The following is a 20,858-nucleotide window of genomic DNA, read 5'->3' as shown; positions in this document are numbered from 1 at the left end:
CGCGGCCTTCAGTGCTGGGGGCCCTGGAGCGGGGGCCCCGCTTGTTCGAGCGCGCGGTGCTCGTCGTCCGTGAAGAGGCGTGAGCGGATGAGGAAGCGCACGCCCTCGGGGGCCTCGACGGAGAAGCCGCTGCCGCGGCCGGGCACCACGTCCACGGTGAGGTGGGTGTGGCGCCAGAGCTGGAACTGCGGGCCGGACATGTAGAAGGGCGTGCCGGCGATTTCACCCAGGTACACGTCCTCCTGTCCCACGCGGAAGTCGCCGCGCGGGAAGCACATGGGCGCGCTGCCGTCGCAGCAGCCGCCGGACTGGTGGAAGAGGAGCGGACCGTGAAGGCCCTGCATCTTGTGGATGAGGGCCTCGGCGGCCGGCGTGGCCTCGACGCGCGGCACGGACATGGGCGGCCTAGAAGAAGCCCATGGGCTTCGGGTCGTAGCTGACGAGCAGGTTCTTCGTCTGCTGGTAGTGATTGAGCATCATCTTGTGCGTCTCGCGGCCGATGCCGGACTGCTTGTAGCCGCCGAACGCCGCGTGCGCCGGGTACAGGTGGTAGCAGTTCACCCAGACGCGGCCCGCCTGGATGCCGCGCCCCATGCGGTACGCGGTGTTGGTGTCGCGCGTCCACACGCCCGCGCCCAGGCCGTAGAGCGTGTCATTGGCCATGGCGAGCGCGTCCGCCGCGTCCTTGAACTTCGTCACCGCGACGACGGGGCCGAAGATCTCCTCCTGGAACACGCGCATCTTGTTGTTGCCCTCGAAGATGGTGGGCTCCACGTAGAAGCCCTCCGCCAGCGCGCCGGGCAGGGCCTTGCGCCCGCCGCCGGTGAGCACCTTCGCGCCCTCCTTCCGGCCGATGTCCAGGTAGCTGAGGATCTTCTCCAGTTGGTCATTGGACGCCTGCGCGCCAATCTGCGTGGCGGTGTCCAGGGGGTTGCCCTGCACGATGCGCTTCGTGCGCTCCACCGCCCTGGCGATGAACGCGTCGTAGAAGCGCTCGGCGACGAGCGAGCGGGACGGGCAGGTGCAGACCTCGCCCTGGTTGAGGGCGAACATGGCGAAGCCCTCCAGCGCCTTCTGGGCGAAGTCGTCGTCCTGGGCGAAGACGTCCTCGAAGAAGATGTTGGGGGACTTGCCGCCCAGCTCCAGGGTGACCGGGATGATGTTCTCGGAGGCGTACTGCATGATGAGGCGGCCGGTGGTCGTCTCACCCGTGAAGGCAATCTTGGCGATGCGCTTGTTGCTGGCGAGCGGCTTGCCGGCCTCGATGCCGAAGCCGTTCACGATGTTGAGCACGCCGGGGGGCAACAGGTCGCCCACCAGCTCCGCGAACTTGAGGATGGTGACGGGGGTCTGCTCCGCGGGCTTGAGCACCACGCAGTTGCCCGCCGCCAGCGCGGGGGCCAGCTTCCACGCGGCCATGAGCAGGGGGAAGTTCCAGGGGATGATCTGCCCCACGACGCCGAGCGGCTCCGTGAAGTGGTAGGCGACCGTGTTGTCATCCAACTGGCTGAGCGAGCCCTCCTGCGCGCGGATGCAGCCGGCGAAGTAGCGGAAGTGGTCGATGGCGAGCGGCAGGTCCGCGGCGAGCGTCTCGCGGATGGGCTTGCCGTTGTCCCACGTCTCGGAGACGGCGAGCATCTCCAGGTTCTGCTCCATGCGGTCGGCGATCTTCAGCAGGATGTTGGCCCGCTCGCCGGGGGCGGTGCGGCCCCACGCGTCCTTCGCCCTGTGCGCGGCGTCGAGCGCCTTCTCGATGTCCTCCGCCGTGGAGCGGGGAATCTCGCAGAAGGGGCGGCCCGTGACGGGGCTGGGGTTCTCGAAGTACTGGCCCTTCACGGGCGGGACGAACTCACCGCCGATGTAGTTGCCGTAACGGCTCTTGTACTCGACCTTGCTGCCCTTCTGACCCGGAGCTTCATAGACCTTCGACATGAGGACTCCCTGCGTTGGGTTTTGACGCACTCCCGTGGGGTTTGACGCGGGACAGACCATAGGCCGGTGACGCTCCGCGTCGCGCGCGCGGGGCTGGAGGCAAATGTTTGTTAATGGTTGATGGCTGAATCGGGTGCCCGGTGACTCGGGTGTGATGGGAGCGGGCGGGCAGGGTGCCCTTGCTGCCATCCGGCACGTCTTCCACCTCAAGGAGGAGGACGTCACTGGGGGCACGTCATGCAATTGTTCAGAGACCGCGTCGAGGCGGGCCGCGCGTTGGGCCAACGGCTCCGCGACCTGCTTGGTGGAGGCGGGGACCTGTTGGTGTTGGCGCTGCCGCGCGGCGGGGTGCCGGTGGGCTTCGAGGTCGCTCGAATCCTCGGGGTGCCGCTGGACGTGTTCGTGGTGCGCAAGCTGGGCACGCCGGGGCACGAGGAGCTGGCCATGGGGGCCATCGCCACGGGGGGCGTCACGGTCCTCAACGAGAGCGTCGTGCGGAGGCTGGGGATTCCCCGGTCGGCCATCGCGGCGGCGGCCGAGCGTGAGGCGCGGGAGCTGGTCCGGCGGGAGCAGCTCTTCCGCGACGGCAGGCCGCCCGCGCCCGTGGAAGGGCGGACGGTGGTCCTGGTGGATGACGGGCTGGCCACGGGCTCCACCATGCGGGCGGCGCTCCGGGCGCTGCGTCAACATCAGCCCGCGCGCATCGTGGTGGGAGTGCCGGTGGGCGCGCCGGAGACGTGCGCGGACCTGGAGCGCGAGGCGGACCTGCTCGTCTGCCTCCAGACCCCGGAGCCGTTCTACGCGGTGGGGCAGTGGTTCGAGGACTTCACGCAGACCACCGACGACGAGGTGCGCGAGCTGCTGGCGCGCGCGGCGCACGGTGAGGGGATGGCCCCGGAGGCGCCGTGAAACCAATGGAGGGTTGAGACATGGCGGAGCGACGAATCTCGGAGCACGCGGTGCGGGTGGAGGGGGAGCCCGGCGTGTGGTTGGACGGAACGCTGAGCGTCCCGGAGGCGGTCTCGGGCGTGGTGTTGTTCGCGCACGGCAGCGGCAGCAGCCGCTTCAGCCCGCGCAACCGGTACGTCGCGGGAGTGATGCAGCGGGCGGGGCTGGCGACGCTGCTCATGGACCTGCTCACGCCGGAGGAGGAGGAGGCCGAGCGGTGGACGCGGCACCTGCGCTTCGACATCGAGCTGCTGGCGCGGCGGCTCGTGGGGGCCACGCGGTGGCTGGCGCGGGTGCCGGGGCTGGAGGGGCAGCCGCTCGGGTTGATTGGTTCGAGCACGGGGGCGGGAGCGGCGCTGGTGGCCGCGGGGCGAATGCCCGAAGCGGTCCAGGCGGTGGTGTCCCGGGGCGGGCGTCCGGACCTCGCGGGCGCGGTGCTGCCGGCGGTGCGGGCGCCCACCCTGCTCATCGTGGGGGGGGATGACACCGAGGTGATTGCACTCAACCGGCAGGCAATGGAGGCGCTGCGGACGCACAAGTGGCTGGAGATCGTGCCCGGGGCGACGCACCTCTTCGAGGAGCCGGGGACGTTGGAGCAGGCGGCGCGGTTGGCCCGGGACTGGTTCCTCGAGCACCTGGCCACGGCCGCGCGGGAGCGCCCGTCCGGCGAGGCTCCGCCATGAAACCGCGCATCGTGGTGGTGGGGGGCGTGGCCACGGACTACCTGGTGCGCGGGCCGTCACTGCCGGAGCCGGGAGGCAGCGCCGAGGGCGACGTCTTCCAGGAGGCGCTCGGAGGGAAGGGGGCGAACGGCGCGGTGGCCGCCGTGAGGTTGGGCGCGCGGGCCTCGCTGGTGGCGCGGGTGGGGACGGATGGGCGCGGCCTGAGGCAGGTGGCGGGGCTGGAGCGGGAGGGCGTCGCGCTGGAGGGGGTGGTGCCGGATCCAGCCGCGCCTTCGGGCGCGGTGCTGGTGATGGTGGATGGACGTGGGAGGAAGCAGACCCTCTTTTCGCCGGGCGCCAATCACAGACTTTCCATCCGGGATGTGTTGCGGAGCGCGGAGCGGATCGCCACCGCGAAGGTGTTGCTCGTGCAGTTGGAGGTGCCGTTGGACGCGGTCCAGGCGGCGGTCCGTCTGGCGCGAGCGGCGGGTGTCCGGGTGGTGATGGATCCCGCGCCGGCGATGCCGTTGCCGGAGGTGTTGCTGGAGGACGTGCACGTGCTCCGGCCCAACGCCTTCGAGGCGAGGGCGCTGACAGGCATCCGGGTGCATGACCGTGCGTCCGCGCGGAGAGCCGCCAGCAACCTGCTGATGCGTGGAGTGGGGGCGGCCATCATCGCGGCGCCCGGGGGCAGTCTGCTGGTGTCGAGGGAGGAGGAGGCGTGGCTGCCCGAGCTGCCGGTGGACACGGTGGATACGACCGGAGCAGGGGACGCGTTCTCCGCGGCGCTCAGTGTCGCCCTGGCGGAAGGCCAGCCGCTGCTCTCCGCCGCGCGCTTCGCGCACGCCGCCGCCGCCATCGCGACGACGCGGCTGGGAGCACAGGCGGGGCTGCCGTACCGGGATGAGGTGCTCGGGTTGCTCACGGACGTAAAGCCAGACGTCCAGCTCGCGCCGTGAGAAGGGCGCCGTCAATCCGTCACTTCTGGGGCCGCCGTCGCAGCTTCTGCTGGACCTTGTTCTCAAGCGTGAGTTGCTCCGACAGCGCGTGCAGTTCCTGCCGCGACAGGACCGGGCACTTCCAGTCCAGGTCCCGCATGTGTCGCAGGAGCGCATCCGGAAGCGCCACGCCGTAACGCAGAACGTAGTACGCAAGGTCCGCCCGCCAGTGCCAGACGCCATCCGTCTGCGTGTGGTGGGGCGCGATGTTCTTCTCGCCCGTGAACCAGTCACTCAGCGGCCCCGAACTGACCGCGAAGACGGCGCCCGTCGCGAGATAGCGCCCGATCCGGCTGCGCTCCGCCTCCGGAATCTTCCCGCACGCTTCCACGATGGATGGACCCTCGTCGGATCCCGGATTGAGCTCGCGGAAGTTCCCTGCGGACCGGAGCGGCATGCTTCCTTCCTATCAGCAGTCGTGCTGCCATTGGCGCGTGTGCTCGCACAGTAGGGTGCACCCATGATCATCAAATGCAATGAGCTCACGTGTCGGTTCACGGTTCTGGTGAGCGCCTTGCTCCTCTCTGCATGTGCCGAAGGGCCAACGCCCAACCCCACCCCCAGTGCCCGGAAATGGGTGGGCCCGTTGGTGAATGTCCCTGGTGGAGGCCAGTTCCGCACCGTCATCCACTACGGCCCCTGGCAGTGCAGCGCTCAACTCATGGACTACTGCCGCGAGAAGTGTTCTGGCTCCGGCCATGTCCTTCAGGGCTGCATGTGGCTCGCGGATGTGAAGATGGACTTCGAGGGTTCAATCGTGCGAGCGGGAAGCCGGTTCGGCATGACGCACTGCTGCTGCAACTACGGCACGCTCTCCGTGGCCCAGAACGCCGCGGCCCGCGACCGTTGGGACAACATCCGCGACGGATTCCGAGGCCGCTGGGCCGAACGCTTCGGTGCATGGCCCACCGAGGCCAACGGGAAGCCCTACCAGGGCCACCACATCCGGGACCTCAGCCATGGTGGCAATCCCACGGACTGGGACAACATCCTCCCGTTCCCCAAGGACATCCACCAGACGCTGAACGGGCTGTATGCCCAGTGCTACGCGAACCAGCCCCCGTGGACCGGCGTGGGCCCGAGCTATCCCTATGGCGAATGATCCCATGTCGATGAGCGCCCTGCTCGAAGAGGTCTCGCGCCTCCACCACGCACGCTTTCCCGCGACGCCCGCGCAGATTGACGCCTTCGAGCAACGCGCCGGCTGGCGCCTGGACCCGGACCTCCGCGCCTTCTACCTGCACTGCGACGGCGCGGACCTGTTCGACCGCGCCGACCCCGCGTTCTCCTTCGCCCCACTGTCCGAACTCCGCCGCGCGCGGATCGTCATGAGCCAGGACGACACGGACCGGTCCGGGCCCGCGTCCTGGTACGCCCTCTGCGAGGTCCGCGACGGCAACTACATCCTGCTCGACGTCAGCGAGCAGCACGACGGCCGCTATCCCCTGCGCGACGGCTTCCGCGAAGGCTTCCCGGATCCATCCCAGTGCCCCCGGATCGCCCGCTCCTTCTCCGAGTTCCTGGCGGGCGCGCTCCGCTCCAAGGGACGCTGGTTCTGGCTGAAGGAGCTGATGCAGGACGGGTGACGGACCCCGCGTCCCCACCGCACGCAGCCGCGTCCCGCCAGAAGCCCGGAAACCCCCGCCATCCGTGCAGGACTCTTCATCCCGGGCCGATTTGTCGGCCTCACGACACCGTTGGATCCGTACGTTCCTCGTGCGCCACAGGGCCTTCCCGGCTCCCGCCGCCAGACACGCAATCACGGCTTACTTCGAGACTGAACGAGATGTTTTCCAGTCTGGATGTTCGTGTCGCTGCGCACTGGAAACCCGCACGGCGTGCTGTCATCTTGAAGGGACTTTCGCGGCGCGGCAGGACGGTTGAAGGGAAGGCAGGGCGGAAGTCGTCCAAGGTCTTGCGGACTGAACGTATTGGGATGTGCAGGACGGAAAACGGTTCCGTCCCGGGGCTGTAAAAACTCCCCGAAAGCGAGGGGTGTCTGTCCATGAGCTGGGACCCAGGCCGCATCCGAGTATCGCAAAGGCGAAGCGGATCAACCGGTTGGCGCACCCGTCCGCGCGAACCGGAAAGCCCCGGTTCCTGGCACACCGCTCGCATCGGCCGCTGACGCTGTCCGCATCCCCACACCGCATTCCCCTGGTTACCGGTCCCTCGTGCTCGCCCCGTCGCCTGTCATCTGCTCTTGCGGTCAGCCCCACTCGGACGCGGAGGCGTGTCCCACGCTGATGCGCGGGCTGGACCTCAACGGCGGCACGATGCTCTACGCCGGCACGCCGCCTCCCGGGCCCGCGTCGGCGCTGCCGTCGCCGCCCACGCCCATGTCGTCTCCCACGCCCGTGGTGCCGTCGCTCGTGGGCCAGGAGTTCGGCCGCTTCCGCGTCGTGCGCGAGCTGGGCCGCGGCGGCATGGGCACCGTGTTCCTGGCGGAGCACACGCTCATCCAGAAGCGCGTGGCCATCAAGGTGCTCCACGCGCACCTGGCCCAGGCCCCGGAGCTGGTCGCGCGCTTCCTGTCCGAGGCCCGCACGCTCACGCTCGTGCAGCACGAGAACGTCGTCACCCTCTACGACCTGGACTCGCGCGACGGGCGCCCGTACCTCGTCATGGAGTACCTGGAGGGGGACAGCCTGGCCAGCTTCGCCCGCGGCCCCATGGCCCCGGCGCTGGTGGTGGAGCTGATGGCGCAGGTGTGTGACGCCCTGGGCGCCGCGCACGCGCACGGCATCGTCCACCGCGACCTGAAGCCCGCCAACGTCTTCCTCGTCCCCAGCCCCAGCGGCAAGCAGCGCGTGAAGCTGCTCGACTTCGGCATCGCCAAGCTCCTGTCGCGCCCCGCCGGGGAGATGACCACCGAGGTGGGCGTCCTGCTGGGCACGCCGGAGTTCATGGCCCCCGAGCAGTGCGGCGACGGCATCGTGGACGCGCGCAGCGACCTGTACGCGGCCGGCGTGCTCGCGTACCTGCTGCTCACCGGCCAGGTGCCCTTCCACGGCCGCACCGCCGCCGAAATCCTGGTGGGCCACCTGCAGAAGGACCCCGTCCCGCCGCACGAGCTGAACCCCACCGTGCCGGAGGCCCTGTCGCGGGTGCTGCTGCGCGCGCTGGCCAAGCGGCCCGAACACCGCTTCGCCTCCGCCGCGGAGCTGAGGGCGGCCCTGGAGGCGTCGCTCGCGCCGCCGCCCGCGCCCACCGCGCCGCCGCTCACCGCGCTCCTGCGCGGCCCGGGCGCGCAGGCCCCCGTGGAGCTCAAGGGCGAGTGGGTGGGCCGCTCCGGCCTCTTCTTCCAGTCGCTCGCGCCGCCGCCCGCGCTCCTGTCGGAGGTGTCGCTGGTGCTGCGGCTGCCCGGCGGCGAGCTGCCGTGCACCGCGCAGGTGGTGCGCCACGTCACCGCCGAGCAGGCCCAGGCGTGGAACATGCCCCCGGGCTTCGGCGTGCAACTGCGCGACGCCAGCCCCGCCTTCCAGGCCCAACTGGCCCAGCTCCGCAACGCCGCGCGCGCGACGTCCGCGCGGAGCGCCGCCACCGCCGCCATCCCCACGCCCGAGGACGCGCAGGCGGAGGCCGTCCTCCAGGGGTTCCGCCGGCGGCTCGCCGGGGACCCGTACGCCGTGCTGGAGCTGCCGCGCGACGCCACGCTGGAGTCCGTGCGCACCGCGGCCCAGCGCGCCCGCGGGGCGCTGGAGCTGCTCAAGGCCCGCCCGCTGTCGGAGGGCCAGCGCGCCCAGGTGGAGCGCGCGCTGGAGCGCGTGGCCGGGGCGCTCCACACGCTGGGCCACGTGGAGCGGCGCGTGGAGTACGACGCCACGCTGGGCAACGTGGAGGGCATCGAGCGGTGCCTGGCCGCGGGCCTCACCGCCACCATGCTGGAGCAGTGCCGCCGCCGCTTCCTCGCGGGCAACACCGGCCGCGAGGGCCGCGCCGCCGTCCACCGCCTGTCCGGTGACGCGCTCGCGTCCGTGGGCAGGCTGGAGGAGGCGCTCGCCGCCTACGAGCTGGCGGTCCGCGCGGACCCGCTGGACCTGGAGGGGCTCAAGCGCTGGCGCTTCCTCCGGGCCCGGGTGCGGGGCTCGGCCGCCCCCCGGTAGGGGTGCCGGGCTCGCATCCACCCTGGGGGCGTCTTGCGTATGGGAGGGGAGTCTTCGTTAATCCTCTGCTCTCCCATGGCTTCCGAACCCGACGACAAGCTGCCGCCCCAGGGGCGCTTCAACCGCCTGCGCAAGCTGGCGGGCCTCTCCATGCACGTGGGCTCGGAGGTGCTCAAGGCGGGCGCCAAACAGCTCTCCGGCGGCAGCCCCTCGGACCTGCTCAGCCTGGGCACCGCGGAGAAGCTGGTGGCCACGCTGGGGGAGATGAAGGGCGCGGCCATGAAGCTGGGCCAGGCGCTCTCCATGGACCCGGACCTGCTCACGCCGGAGGTGCGGCAGATGCTGGCCCGGCTGCAGAACCAGGCCCCGGCCATGTCCTACGCGCAGGTGTCGCGCGTGATTCAGCAGGAGCTGGGCGCGCCGCCGGAGGCGCTGTTCAAGGAGTTCTCCCCGGACGCGCTCGCCGCCGCGTCGCTGGGCCAGGTGCACCGCGCGGTGCTGCATGACGGCCGCGCCGTCGCCGTGAAGGTGCAGTATCCCGGCATCGACGCGTCCATGGGCCACGACATGGACAACCTGGGGCTCGTCGTGAAGACGGTGTCCAAGACGTCGCGGGTGATGGACGGCACCGCCTACTTCCAGGAGTTCCGCGACGAGCTGATGCTGGAGCTGGACTACCGCCGCGAGGCGAAGCTCGCCCAGGGCTTCGCGAAGAGCGTGGCGCGGCTGCCGGACCTCTACGTGCCCCAGGTCATCGAGGAGCGCAGCGCCCACCGCGTGCTCACGCTGGAGCTGCTGGAGGGCCAGACGCTCAAGGACTGGGTGACGACGTCGCCGGACCCCGCCGAGCGCTTCCGCGTCGCGCGCCAGCTCATCCGCGCCACCTACGGGCCCTTCCTGGACGCGGGTGAAATCCACGCGGACCCGCACCCCGGCAACTTCATGGTGATGCCGGACGGGCGCATGGGCCTCTTGGACTTCGGCTCCATCAAGCGCTTCAGCCCGGGCTTCGTCGCGGCCAACCGCCGCATGTTCCAGCAGGCGCTGCGGCTGGAGACGCTGGACGTGCTGGGCCTGTGCCGGGAGGTGGGCTTCTCCGTGGAGCTGCCGGAGGCGGAGGCGGAGCTGCTGCTGCGCGAGGTGCTCCACATCGCCGGGCGGCCCATGCGCGCGGCGCCGTATGACTACGGCACCTGCGACATCAACCGCGACATGCGCAACCACTTCACGCGCAACGCCGCGCGCATGATGCGCATCCGGCCTCCCCCGGAGGCGATGATGTTCTTCCGCGCCACCGGGGGGCTGGCCCAGAACCTGCGCCTCGTGGGCGCGCAGGGCGACTTCCGGCAGGTGTTCCTGGAGGTCGGCGCGCTCGTGGGCGAATAGCCCGCGTCCCGTCAGGTGCCGGCGGCGACGCGCGGGCGCTTGTGCAGCCGCTCCAGCTTGCGCGCCAGGTCCGCGCCCTGCGTGCTCTTGGACAGGTAGCCGTCCGCGCCCGCCGCCAGCGCCAGCGCGCGCAGCTTCGACTCGTCGGAGGCGGAGTAGAGGACGAAGCGGGTGTTCTCCGGCGCCTGCTGCCGGGCCAGCGCCAGCACCTTGTCGCCGCTCAGCGCGGGGATGTTCACGTCCAGGAGCACCAGGTCCGGCGCCGTGGTGCGCACCAGGTTGGAGACCCCCAGGGACGAGCGGTGCGTCCGCACCTCGAAGTTGTACGAGGACAACGAGCGCTCCGTCAGCGCGAGCTGGTCCGGGTCATCGTCCACGATGAGGACGCGAATCTTGGTCTCCGACATGGTGGCTCCCCCTGGAACCGACAGTTGGGTGCCCCGGTCGGCAGGATGCCGCCCCAAGGAAGACAGTGACCCGGGCACTTCCCGAGTATCACCCACCCCTCTCCCTCCTGGCCAGCTTCCCTGGAATTTTCTGGAGACTTCCGATGGGAACCACACGTCTCGCCCTGGCGGGTGGGCAGCCTGGAGGCTCGTCCCCAGCCTTGGGGTGAACACACGTCGTGCGGCAGGTGGGTGGCCGCCCGACCTGGAGGACCCCGATGGCATCCCAGCGGAAGGCGGAGGAGGCGGACTCGCGGGAGCGCGCCCTGGAGGTCCGCGCGGACGCCCGGCGGCGGGAGTCCCTGGCGGCCCTGGAGCAGGCGGAGGCCTACGCCGCGCTCTCCCGGGCCTGCGCGCGGCGGGCCCGGGCGCTGAAGGCGGTGTGCCTGGCGGATCAATCCGTGGCCCGGCTGGGCGGGAGCGAAAACGAGCGGACCTGGGCCTGGCATGACGGCCGGCGGGCCGGGACCCACGCGGAGCTGATGGACCGGGAGGCCTCCCTCCACGCGGCGCAGGCCCGCCGGGCACAGGCGGAGGCGGGGCGGGCGGAGGCCGAGGCGCAGGTGTCCTCGCGGAAGGCGCGCCTGGCCTCCATCGAGGGGCCCCCCCATCCGGCGCGCACAGGGAGATGAGCCACATGCAACGTCGCGACATCATCGTCATCGGCGCGTCCATGGGGGGGCGTGGAGGCGCTGACCGCGCTCGCGAAGCAGCTTCCCCGGGACCTGGCCGCCTGCGTGCTGCTGGTGCTGCACGTGCCGGCCCAGCACCGCGGCTACCTGCCGGACATCCTCTCCCGCTCCGGTCCGCTGCCGGCCCACCATCCCCGGGACGGGGAGGAGCCCCTGGAGCCGGGCCGCATCTACGTGGCGCCCAATGACAGACACCTGCTGGTGGAGCCGGGCCGCGTGAGGGTGCTGAAGGGCCCCAGGGAGAACGGGCACCGGCCGGCGGTGGATCCGCTGCTCCGCTCGGCGGCGAGCACCCATGGCCCGCGCGTGGTGGGCGTGGTGCTGACGGGCGCGCTGGACTGCGGCACCAGCGGCCTCATGGCGGTGAAGCGCGAGGGCGGGCTGGCGGTGGTGCAGGACCCGCGCGACGCGCTCTGCCCGGACATGCCGCGCAGCGCGCTGGAGTACGTGGCGGTGGACCACTGCGTGCCCCTGGAGGCCATGGGGACGCTGCTGACGCGGCTGGTGGACACGCCCGTCGCACCGCGCTCGCGCAAGCGGTCGCGGCAGTTGGAGACGGAGGTGAAGGTGATGAAGGTGGACATCCCCTCCATGGACGACCCGCCCTCGCCCATGGAGTACGCGAAGCCGTCCTATTACGGCTGCCCCGACTGCGGCGGCGTGCTCTTCGAGCTGGAGGAGGGCACCCTCCTGCGCTTCCGCTGCCGCACGGGCCACGCGTACACGGCGGAGGCGCTGGCCGGCTCGCAGCAGAACCCGTTGGATGGCGCGCTGTGGGCCGCGCTGCGCTTCGAGGAGCGCGCCCGCACGGCCGAGGCCCAGGTGGAGCTGCTGCGCCAGGCGGTGCTCGCGGCGCCTCCGCCCGATGCGCCGTCCGCGGGCTCCGAGGGCTCCTCGGGCTCGGGAGACTCCGGCGGGCCCGACGGGTCGGAGCAGACGGGCTGAGGGGGCCCTGCTTCAGCGCGCCACGCTGCGCGCCGGGGCGGCAGGGGCCTTCAGCGCGGGGAAGGTGAGCGTGAACACCGCGCCCCCTTGCGTGCGGTTGGCCGCGGTGAGCGTGCCGCCCGCCTGCGTCACCACGCCGTGGGCCATGGACAGCCCCAGGCCGGTGCCCTTGTCGCCCTTGGTGGTGAAGAAGGGCTTGAAGATGTTCTGGAGGTGCTCCTCCGGGATGCCGGTGCCCTCGTCCTCCACCGTGACCCGCACCGCCTTGCCGAACCGGAAGGCCCTGAGGCGGATGGCGCCGCCCCGGGGCATGGCGTCGCGCGCGTTGATGATCAGGTTGATGATGACGTAGCGCAGCTCCATGGCCGAACCGGACACCTGGGGGAGCCCGTTGGGAAGCTCCACGTCCAGGCGCATGGGATGGCCGCCCTGGCGCGCCTGGTGCTCGATGCCGCCCCGGACGACCTCCACCGCGTCGCGGACCACGTCCATCAACTGGACGCGCTCCTGGGCGGTGTCGGGCTTGCGGCGGGAGAAGTCCTGGAGCCGGTCCACGCGCGCCTCCGCGTCGGACACGATGCGCGTGAGCGCGTCCAGGTGCTGCTGGCCCTGGCCGGCGGGGTCCAGGCCGGGCTGGAGCAGCTCCAGCCGCAGCCGCATGGCGTTGAGCGTGGCGCGCAGGTCGTGCGCGATGCCCGCCGCCAGCTCCCCCAGGGCGCGCACCTTCTCGCGCTCCAACAGGGTGGCGCGCGCGTTCGCCAGCTCCTCCTCGGCGCGCGCCTGCTCCGTGATGTCCCGCGCGAGCACCAGCACCTGCCCCTGCATGTGGCCGGTGACGCGCTCGGCGCGCACCTCCAGCACCCGGGGCTGGGGCTCGCGCGCCTGCCGGTAGCGGGTGACGCGCGCGCCGCCTTCGGGGAGCGCGAGCACCGCCGCGGCCTCCGCCTGGCCCACGTCGCGCAGGGCCATCCGCTCCGAGCCGTCGTCCCCGCGCCGCCAGGGGCCGCGCAGCCGCCCCAGCACGTGCCAGCGGCTGTTGGCCAGCACCACGCTGGTGGTGTTCATCACCGCGAGCGCGCTGTCGCTGGTCTCCAGCGTCCAGCGCGACAGCTTGGAGGTGATGGCCTGCTGCCGGGTGTGCTCCCCCAGCTTGCGCACCAGGGCGGTGTGCTTCTTCATGAGCTCGCGGTACTTGCGCAGCAGCCCCTGGGACTCCCGGACGCTGGGGCCGGGGACCGCGGCGGGCGGTGGCTCGCGGCGCGGGCTCATGCCTTGAGCTTCTTCTGCAAGAGCCGGTTCTCCTCCAGGAGTGCGCTGGCCCGGGTGGTGTCCTCGAAGAGGATGATGGAGCCCAGCACCTGCGTGTCGGTGATGAGCGGCGTGGCCACGAGCGTGGCGCTGCCCTTGCCCCCGTGGGGAAGCTGGTAGGGGATGCCCTCCAGGCGCAGCGAGCGCTTCTCCTGCAGGTGGCGGCGCAGTTTGAGCAGCAGCGTGCGCTGCAGCGCGGGCACGTGCAGGGACCACAGGAGCTGGCCCACCGCCTCGCGCTCGGTGAGGCCCAGCAGCCGCTCCGCGGCCAGGTTCCACGTGGTGATGCGGCCTTCGCCGTCCAGCACCAGCACCGCGGCGGAGAGGGTACGGATGATGGTGCGCTGGCAGAAGGTGAGCGCGTCCATCTCCAGCGTGCGGTGCGCCAGCTCGCGGTTGATGGCGTCCAGCTCCGAGTTGGCGGACTGGAGCTCCTCGTTGGTCGTCTCCAGCTCCTCGTTGGTGGACTGCAGCTCCTCGTTGGTCGTCTGCAGCTCCTCGTTGGCGGACTGGAGCTCCTCGTTGGTCGTCTCCAGCTCCTCGTTGGAGGCGCGCAGCTCCTCCGTGGAGGACTGCATGCGCAGTTGCATGGCCTGCAGCTCCTCCTGCGCCGCGCGCAGGTTCTGCTCCACGCCGCGCAGGGGGGAGATGTCGTGGACGACGTACAACAGGCCCTGCCGGCCTCCCGCCGCCTCGCGCAGGGCCACCACCTGGAAGCGCAGGATGATGGGGTCTCCGCTGGACAGCTCCATCACCCCGTCGGCCACCTCCCGCTCGGAGGTGCCGGAGCGCACGCGCTGGCTCTGTTCGATGAGCAGGTCACCGCCGAGCCCGGGCAGCGCCAGCGCCGAAAGCTTCTTGCCCAGCATCTCGCTCTCGTTGCGGTTCCACATCCGCGCCGCCGCGCGGCTCCACAGCGTCACCGTGCCGTCGTTGTCTGTCGCGATGTGTGGGCAGGGGTGCGAGTCCAGCAGGTTGCGCATGAAGGAGCGCTCGACGTCCGAACCCGGTTCAAGGATGCGCGGGAGGTTCATGGGCTCCGAGGGCAGGCGGTCCAGGGTCGTGCTCGTCACTTCCACCTGACCGTCCTTACGGTAGATGCGCCGGGCCAGATCCATGGGCCGGAAGAGCCGGGCCGCGAAGGGGATGAGCTCCGAGCGGCCCAGCACCATCAGGCCGTTGCGGCGCAGCGCGAACTGGAAGCGCGCCAGCACCCGCTTCTGCAGCTCCGAGTCCAGGTAGATGAAGACGTTGCGGCACAGGATGAGGTCGATGCGCGACACCGGCGCGTCCGACACCAGGTTGTTCACGCCGAACACCACCGCGCGGCGGATCTCCTTGCGCACCGTGTAGCTGTTGCCGGTGCGCACGAAGAAGCGCGCCAGCCGCTCCGGGGAGACGTTCTCCAACTGCTCGGGCGTATAGACGCCCCGGCGCGCGGTGGCGATGGCGGCCTCGTCCACGTCCGTGCCGAACACCTTCAAGTCCGCGCTGGGGTTGCCCGGGCCCAGCGCCTCCGCCGCGAGGATGGCCAGCGAGTACGCCTCCTCGCCGGTGGCGCAGCCCGCGCTCCAGATGCGCAGCTCCGCGTCCGGGCGCTGGCGCACGAACTCCGCCAGGTTCTGCTCCAGCGCCTGCCAGACGTCCGGGTCCCGGAAGAACGTCGTCAGCTTGATGAGCATGGAGGAGACCAGCGTGCTCACCTCGGTGGGGTCCCGCTCCAGCAGCGCCAGGTAGGCCGCCCGGCTCCGGCAACGCGTGGCCTGCATCCGCCGCTCGATGCGCCGCTGCAGCGTGGCCCGCTTGTAGTTGCGGAAGTCGAAGTTCCGCACCTGACGGATCTTCTCCAGGATGGCTTCGAGCTCGCTGTCGCGTGGGGAACGGGTCGCCATGCGACGGACGTAGCCCGGAGGGCTTGAACGGGCAAGAACCGGATCTCCTGCTCGCCAGCGCACTGTTGGCGGCCCTCCGCGTCAGGGTCGCGGACGACGCAACGTTCGCTGCGCTTCGTCCGCGCCGTACCCGTACTGGGAGCGGTTTCACGAGGCAGGGCGGGATGGCGTACGGTGAATGTCTCTTCCCAGGGGGTGCTGACCAAACGATGGGAAGATGAGGTGTCATCCATGGATCTGAACTCAACGGAGCGCGCGATCCGCGTCGCGCTGCTCGAGGATCAGCAGGTGTTCCGTGAGAGCCTGGTGGCCCTGCTGGAGGGGGCGGGGATGAAGGTGGTGGCCCGGTGCGCGGAGACAGGCTCGTTCCTGTCCAACGTGCGCGCGGCCGCGCCGGACGTGGCGGTGGTGGACCTGCGGCTGGAGCACGTGGGCCGCGAGGGCGCGGAGGACGGCTTCAACGCGCTGAGGTACCTGCATGACTTCCATCCGCAGGTGCGCGCGCTGGTGCTGTCCGGGCACCGGGAGCCGGACGTGGTGGAGCGCTGCTTCCAGGCGGGCGCGGCGGGCTACCTGTGCAAGCTGAACGCGGGCGTCGATGACGTGGTGCGGGCCGTGCAACGCGTGGCCCGGGGCGAGCGGCTGCTGCCCGTGGACATGCTCCACGCCAGTGCCATGCACCTGGACGACCTCCAGATGCCGGCCTCCGCGCTGTCACGGCTGACGCTGCGCGAGCGCGAGGTGCTGGGTTACGTGGCGGCCGGCGCGGACAACCTGAAGATCGCCGCGCACCTGGGCATCACCGAGCGCACGGTGAAGGCCCACCTGACGAGCATCTACCGCAAGCTGGGGCCGGAGAACCGCGCCCAGCTCGCGGTGCTGGCGTGCGAGCTGGGCGTGACCCGCCCCGTGCTGGCCTGAGCCATTCCCCTCAGGGCGGCGCGGCTTCCCGTGCGCCGTCCCGGGGGTCGCCCAGGTGCTGGAGGAACCACTCCCCGGCGAGCTCGGCCACCTGCTCCAGCTCCGCGTCCTCCTGGAAGTGGTGGGTGGCGCCCGGGATGATGTCCATGCGCTTGTCGGCGCGGAGCGCCTCGTAGGCCCGGCGGTTGATGTCCAGGCCCAGCGTGTCCGCGCCGCCCACCAGCAGCAGGGTGGGGGCCTGCACCTTGGGGAGCACCGCGCCGGCCAGGTCCGGGCGGCCGCCGCGCGACACGACGGCCTCCACCTGGTCGGGCCGGAAGGCCGCGGCCGACAGCGCCGCGCCCGCGCCGGTGTGCGCGCCGAAGTAGCCCACGTTGAGGCCCGCGGTGGGGCCCTCGCGCTTGAGCCACCGGGCCGCGCCCGCCATGCGCATGCCCAACAGGCCCACGTTGAAGCGCAACTGCCGCGTCCTGCGCTCCTCCATCTCCTCGCGGGTGAGCAGGTCCATCAGCAGGGTGCCCAGCCCCATCGCCTGGAACAGGCGCGCGGTCTGCGCGAGCCGTGGACTCTGGAGGCTGCTGTCGCTGCCGCGCGCCAGCACCACCACGCCCCGGGCCCCCGGGGGCACCGCCAGCCGCCCCCGGACGAGGACGGCGTCATCCACCGGCACCATCACCTCGCGCTCCAGGTGCGTGCGCGCCGCCGGTCTTCCACCCCGTGGCGCTTCAGGCTCCCGCGCCTCTTCCCACCGGTGGTCCTGCCCTACCGCATTCAACCCCGTTCGTGACCGGGGACCTGGCATACAGGCTCCTCCCGTCTGCGTGTGGCTGGTTACCGCGTCTGGCCAGGACACAGTCTGAACATCCCCCCTCCCGTTGTGACCTGGAGGAGGGGGTCAGGTGTCCAGCGTAGGACAGGGCCCGCGGGGCAGGCCAGGACGTCCCGGGGAGGCTCAGGGCTTCGTGGCCACCACCAGCTCGAAGGGGCCGGGGAGCACGTGCGCGAGCGTGAAGCCCGCGGCGGTGAGCGCCTCCAGGTAGAACTCCACCTCGCGCAGCCGGCTCACGCACGTGTCCACGCCGATGAGGAAGTAGGACCAGAAGAACTGGGCCGCCAGCCGCTCCGGGGTGCGGAACTCCTCGCAGATGAGCACGCGTCCGCCGGAGGGCAGGGCGGTGAAGGCGGCCTGCATCAGCGACCGCGCCACCTCCGCGGGCCAGTCATGCAGCACGCGCACGAACGACAGCGCGTCGTAGCCCGTGGGCAGGGGCTCCTTCAGGAAGTCTCCGCCCACGAAGCCCATGCGCTGCGCGGACAGGCCCGCGCGCTCGCGCGTGCGCGCGACGAGCGCCTCCGTGGCGGGCAGGTTGTAGACGTCCACGGCGAGCGCCGGGTGCTGGCGCAGCAGGGCTTCCGCGAGCGTGCCGTCCCCGCCGCCCACGTCGAGCAGCCGGGACTCGGAGGGCCACAGGGTGCCCGCGTGCGCGCGGAACGTCTCCAGGATGGGGCCCAGGCCCGCGGCCATGCTGGCCTCGAAGCCCTCCACCTGCTCGGGCGTGCGCGGAGGCCAGTCGAACGACGCGGCGGACATGGAGTGCTGGCCGCGCAGCGTCTCCGGCAGCCGGCCGTGCAGCGCCTTCCAGTCGTACTTCTCCCGGTCGCGCTCCAGGGACTTCGGGCCCAGCACGGCCTCCGCCGCCGCGCGCAGGCCGGGCACGCCGCGGTAGCGCGCCGCCTCCAGCGCGTCGCTGGGCTGCTCGCGCTGCACCAGGCCCAGGCTCTCCAGGCAGTCGAGGAACTTGTAGAGCCGCTTGGGGACCAGGCCGTGCTTCGCCGACAGCTCGCCCAGCGTCACCGGGCCGGGCTCCAGCGCGTCCAGCAGGCCCAGGCTGAGGGCCGTCTCCACGACGTCCAGCGCGCGGGCGCCGTTGAACAGCAGGTGCAGGAGGGCGCGGGGCGAGGGCGCCTCGCGGGTGAGGGGAGGCATCTGGCTCATGCGACCTCCTTGCGCTGCTCCTCGAGGAGCGCGTCCATGAAGGCGTCCACTTCCTCGGGCGTATTGTAGAAGTGCGGCGCGGCGCGCAGGAAGCCCCGGTGGCTGCAGATGAAGCCGCGCGCCACCAGCCGCTGGGTCACCCGGGCGTCGCCGGGGAAGCTCAACGCCACCACGCCGCCGCGCTGGTGCGGCTCGCGCGGCGTCACCACGCGCAGGCCCGCGGCGTCCGCGCGGGCCATCAGCCGGCCGGTGAGCTTCAGCGAGTGCTCGCGCACGGCGTGGATGCCCACGCCCTTGAGCAGCTCCAGGCCGGGCTGGGACAGCAGGACCATCAGCGGCGCGGGCGTGCCGCCCATCATCCGGCGCGCGTCCGGGGCGTAGTCCGTCGTCTGCTGGAAGCCGAGCGGTGAAGCTCCGGCCAGCCACCCGGTGGCCGCGGGCCGGAGCGTGGGCAGGAGTCCCGGGCGCACGTACAGGAAGGCGGCCTCGGAGCCGCCCAGCCACTTGTGCGCGCCGCCCATGAGGAAGTCCACGTCCAGTTGGCGCACGTCCACGGGGACGGTGCCCACGGTCTGGTACGCGTCCGTGGCGATGAGGGCCCCGGCCGCGTGCGCGGCCCTGGCGATGCGCGCGACGTCCAGCACGGCGCCGGTGGCGAAGGCGCCGTGCGCGACGCAGACGATGCGCGTGCGCGCGTCGATGGCCGCCTCCAGCGCGGCTTCGTCCACGCGGCCGTCCTTCGACGGGACGACGACCAGCTCCGCCCTGTAGCGCGCGAAGCCCTTCCAGATGAAGGGCACGGTGGGGAACTCCAGGTCGGTGACGACGACGCGGCGGCGCTCTCCGGAGAAGTCCAGGCACGAGGCCAGGCGCGACAGGTGCGCGCTCAGGTTGGTGTCCAGCGCGACGGAGCCGGCGGGCGCGCCGATGAGGTCCGCCACGCCGTCCGCGTAGGCCTGCATCTGGGACAGCCAGGTGTCCCAGGTGTCATCGCGCCACGCGCGCATCGTGTTCCAGTACTGCGCCAGCACGCCCTCCACGGCCCGGGGCAGCGCCCCGGTGGAGTTGCTGTTGAGGTACGTGCAGGTCTGGAGCAGCGGGTACTCCGCGCGCAGGGCTCCCGGGAGTGCCGCCACGGTCACGACTGGCTCCGCAGCTCCTGGGCGTGGGCGTACGCCGACACATGCGCGGCATGCGAGTGCGCGTGAGGCCCGTGAGGTGCCGGAGCGTGGGGCACCGCCGCATGCGGCCCGTGAGCCACCGGCGCATGGGGAGCGGGCGCGTGCGGGGCGTGGGCCACCGGAGCATGCGCCGCCGCGTGCGGAGCATGGGGCACGTGCGGGGCCGGAGCCGGCTGCGCGTGCGCGGCCGGAGCATGGGGCGCCGCGTGCGGCGCATGGGCAACGTGAGAGGCCGGAGCCGGCTGTGCGTGGGCGGCCGGAGCATGGGCCACCGGCGCGTGCACCGCGTGGACCGCCGCCGCATGGGCCACCGGCGCGTGGACCGCGGACGCGTGCGCCGCCGGAGCGTGCATGGCGTGCATCGGGCAGCCGCCGCCGGTGCGTGCCTCGTGCGCGTGGGCCGGGGCCGCGTGGGCCACGGGCGCGTGGTGCGCGTGCGCCGCCGGGGCGTGGGCGTGCGCCACGGGGGCGTGCGCCTGGGCCACCGGCGCGTGCACCGCCGTGTCCTTCATCGCGTTCATCGCGGCCATCGGGCAGCCGCCGCCGGTGCGCGACTCGCCGGGCGCGTAGCCACCCTCGCGCTTCCAGCCCGCGGTCAGCTCCACGCGCACGTCCCACAGCGCGCGGAACAGCGGCAGCGTCATCCGCGCCTGCAACACCTGCGAGGGCAGCCCGTCCAGCGCCTTCACCGTGCGGTCGATGCCAATCGTCCGGCGCACCAACTGGTAGTGCGCGTACAGCCACCCCTGGAAGCTCTCATCCACCGTCAGCAACTGCTCGCAGACGTGCTGCAGGTCCTTCGGCCCCCCAGCCGAATAGACCTGGAACAGCGTCAGCCCGCGGCGCGCCAGCATGCGCTCCATCGCGGCCTCCAGCCCGTCCGCCGCGTGGCGGAGCGTGTTGTAGCCCGGCGACTCCTGGCCGCTGCCGTTGCCCAGGCTGCGGCGGATGACCTGGTACTCCGCCGGCGTCATCGTCTCCAGGATGGCCATCTCCGCGCTGATGCCGGCGATGATCTTCTGCACGCGCGCCAGCCGGGCCACCACCGCCCACAGCGCGTCGCGGTCCATCTCCGCCACCACCTCCACCATCTCCCGCGACGCCAGCTTCAGGTACAGCTCCTGGGACTGGTGGACGATCTGGAACATCAGCTCGTCATGCGAAACCAGCTCCCCCTCCGGCGACTGCAGCGACAGCAGGGTGTCCGTGTGCAGGTAGCGCTCGTAGTCCAGCTCGCCCTTGCCCACCCACTTCTTCAACATCACGTTGAACATGGGTTGAGTCAGCTCCTGCTTCAGCTTTTCCGCATGGCTGTAATCAGTCGACGTATGCAAGGTGCCTCCGGGGGGACGCAGGCAGTACATGGTGGGTGAGGCGCGCCCCAGTCAGGAGGAACAGTGAGCGCGTAAATCTCTAGAAGCGACTACCTTACAGCCCTTTTGGTG

General features: G+C 71.6%; 20 protein-coding genes. 10 read left to right on the top strand and 10 right to left on the bottom strand.

What is annotated here, in order from left to right; genetic code table 11:
- Positions 1 to 8 precede the first annotated feature (8 nt).
- Together K8612_RS27295 and adh are read right to left on the bottom strand one after the other, a co-directional pair.
- Complete coding sequence (locus K8612_RS27295; protein WP_223739397.1) at positions 9 to 398, bottom strand: DUF779 domain-containing protein; 390 nt, start codon at positions 396 to 398, stop codon at positions 9 to 11.
- Positions 399 to 405: 7 nt separating this feature from the next.
- Positions 406 to 1,932, bottom strand: coding sequence for an aldehyde dehydrogenase (gene adh / locus K8612_RS27290; protein WP_223764439.1), 1,527 nt, complete (start codon positions 1,930 to 1,932; stop codon positions 406 to 408).
- Between the two features lie 237 nt (positions 1,933 to 2,169).
- Between adh and K8612_RS27285 the strand changes: the two genes are divergently transcribed.
- Genes K8612_RS27285 through K8612_RS27275 form a run of 3 tightly spaced genes read left to right on the top strand, consistent with a single transcriptional unit; the run spans position 2,170 to position 4,501 of the window.
- Positions 2,170 to 2,841: a phosphoribosyltransferase gene (locus K8612_RS27285; RefSeq protein ID WP_223764438.1), complete on the top strand. Its 672-nt coding sequence runs from the start codon at positions 2,170 to 2,172 to the stop codon at positions 2,839 to 2,841.
- Between the two features lie 20 nt (positions 2,842 to 2,861).
- Positions 2,862 to 3,563: a dienelactone hydrolase family protein gene (locus K8612_RS27280; RefSeq protein WP_223764437.1), complete on the top strand. Its 702-nt coding sequence runs from the start codon at positions 2,862 to 2,864 to the stop codon at positions 3,561 to 3,563.
- Complete coding sequence (locus K8612_RS27275; protein ID WP_223764436.1) at positions 3,560 to 4,501, top strand: ribokinase; 942 nt, start codon at positions 3,560 to 3,562, stop codon at positions 4,499 to 4,501. The genes K8612_RS27280 and K8612_RS27275 overlap by 4 nt, the downstream gene beginning before the upstream one ends.
- Before the next feature lie 19 nt (positions 4,502 to 4,520).
- Here the strand turns inward: K8612_RS27275 and K8612_RS27270 are convergent, their stop codons facing one another.
- Positions 4,521 to 4,937, bottom strand: coding sequence for a hypothetical protein (locus tag K8612_RS27270; RefSeq protein WP_223764435.1), 417 nt, complete (start codon positions 4,935 to 4,937; stop codon positions 4,521 to 4,523).
- Positions 4,938 to 5,129: 192 nt separating this feature from the next.
- Here K8612_RS27270 and K8612_RS27265 point away from each other — a divergent pair, with 192 nt between their 5' ends.
- From K8612_RS27265 to K8612_RS27250, 4 genes are all read left to right on the top strand, one after another.
- Positions 5,130 to 5,642, top strand: a complete 513-nt coding sequence (locus tag K8612_RS27265) for a hypothetical protein (protein WP_223764434.1) — start codon at positions 5,130 to 5,132, stop codon at positions 5,640 to 5,642.
- Positions 5,643 to 5,646: 4 nt separating this feature from the next.
- Complete coding sequence (locus tag K8612_RS27260; RefSeq protein WP_223764433.1) at positions 5,647 to 6,126, top strand: SMI1/KNR4 family protein; 480 nt, start codon at positions 5,647 to 5,649, stop codon at positions 6,124 to 6,126.
- Between the two features lie 660 nt (positions 6,127 to 6,786).
- Positions 6,787 to 8,646 (top strand): serine/threonine-protein kinase, encoded by a 1,860-nt coding sequence (locus K8612_RS27255; protein WP_223764432.1) that lies wholly within the window; start codon positions 6,787 to 6,789, stop codon positions 8,644 to 8,646.
- Between the two features lie 75 nt (positions 8,647 to 8,721).
- Positions 8,722 to 10,032 (top strand): AarF/ABC1/UbiB kinase family protein, encoded by a 1,311-nt coding sequence (locus K8612_RS27250; protein WP_223739391.1) that lies wholly within the window; start codon positions 8,722 to 8,724, stop codon positions 10,030 to 10,032.
- An 11-nt stretch (positions 10,033 to 10,043) separates the two neighbouring features.
- Here K8612_RS27250 and K8612_RS27245 read toward each other — a convergent pair whose 3' ends face one another.
- Positions 10,044 to 10,439, bottom strand: a complete 396-nt coding sequence (locus K8612_RS27245; RefSeq protein ID WP_120548103.1) for a response regulator — start codon at positions 10,437 to 10,439, stop codon at positions 10,044 to 10,046.
- A 257-nt stretch (positions 10,440 to 10,696) separates the two neighbouring features.
- Between K8612_RS27245 and K8612_RS27240 the strand changes: the two genes are divergently transcribed.
- The gene (locus tag K8612_RS27240; RefSeq protein WP_223739390.1) at positions 10,697 to 11,110 is read left to right on the top strand and encodes a hypothetical protein; all 414 of its coding nucleotides are present in this window, start codon (positions 10,697 to 10,699) and stop codon (positions 11,108 to 11,110) included.
- Between the two features lie 51 nt (positions 11,111 to 11,161).
- Positions 11,162 to 12,115, top strand: coding sequence for a chemotaxis protein CheB (locus K8612_RS27235; protein ID WP_223764431.1), 954 nt, complete (start codon positions 11,162 to 11,164; stop codon positions 12,113 to 12,115).
- 12 nt (positions 12,116 to 12,127) lie between these two features.
- On the opposite strand, the gene K8612_RS27230 is transcribed toward K8612_RS27235, so the two are convergent.
- Positions 12,128 to 13,384, bottom strand: a complete 1,257-nt coding sequence (locus K8612_RS27230) for a sensor histidine kinase (protein ID WP_223764430.1) — start codon at positions 13,382 to 13,384, stop codon at positions 12,128 to 12,130.
- Complete coding sequence (locus tag K8612_RS27225; protein ID WP_223764429.1) at positions 13,381 to 15,315, bottom strand: CheR family methyltransferase; 1,935 nt, start codon at positions 15,313 to 15,315, stop codon at positions 13,381 to 13,383. Before K8612_RS27225 ends, K8612_RS27230 begins: the two co-directional genes overlap by 4 nt.
- Positions 15,316 to 15,546: 231 nt before the next feature.
- Here K8612_RS27225 and K8612_RS27220 point away from each other — a divergent pair, with 231 nt between their 5' ends.
- A complete protein-coding gene (locus tag K8612_RS27220) occupies positions 15,547 to 16,236 on the top strand; it encodes a response regulator transcription factor (protein ID WP_223764428.1) in 690 nt (229 codons plus the stop codon).
- Between the two features lie 10 nt (positions 16,237 to 16,246).
- On the opposite strand, the gene K8612_RS27215 is transcribed toward K8612_RS27220, so the two are convergent.
- The 4 genes from K8612_RS27215 to K8612_RS27200 all read right to left on the bottom strand — a co-directional run bounded on the left by K8612_RS27215 (position 16,247) and on the right by K8612_RS27200 (position 20,687).
- Positions 16,247 to 17,011 carry a dienelactone hydrolase family protein gene (locus tag K8612_RS27215; RefSeq protein WP_223764427.1) on the bottom strand — a complete coding sequence of 255 codons (765 nt, stop codon included), beginning with the start codon at positions 17,009 to 17,011 and terminating at the stop codon, positions 16,247 to 16,249.
- A 177-nt stretch (positions 17,012 to 17,188) separates the two neighbouring features.
- On the bottom strand, positions 17,189 to 18,232 hold the full coding sequence (locus K8612_RS27210) for a methyltransferase (RefSeq protein ID WP_223764426.1): 1,044 nt from the start codon (positions 18,230 to 18,232) through the stop codon (positions 17,189 to 17,191).
- Positions 18,229 to 19,368: an aminotransferase class V-fold PLP-dependent enzyme gene (locus K8612_RS27205; protein WP_223764425.1), complete on the bottom strand. Its 1,140-nt coding sequence runs from the start codon at positions 19,366 to 19,368 to the stop codon at positions 18,229 to 18,231. Before K8612_RS27205 ends, K8612_RS27210 begins: the two co-directional genes overlap by 4 nt.
- Positions 19,369 to 19,370: 2 nt before the next feature.
- Positions 19,371 to 20,687 (bottom strand): tryptophan 2,3-dioxygenase family protein, encoded by a 1,317-nt coding sequence (locus K8612_RS27200; protein WP_223764424.1) that lies wholly within the window; start codon positions 20,685 to 20,687, stop codon positions 19,371 to 19,373.
- Positions 20,688 to 20,858: the final 171 nt, after the last annotated feature.

The sequence above is a fragment of the Corallococcus sp. AS-1-6 genome (assembly GCF_020037015.1).
GTDB lineage: Bacteria > Myxococcota > Myxococcia > Myxococcales > Myxococcaceae > Corallococcus.
The sequence above is the reverse complement of the archived record's forward strand: the minus strand, read 5'-3'. Positions and strand labels throughout refer to the sequence as shown.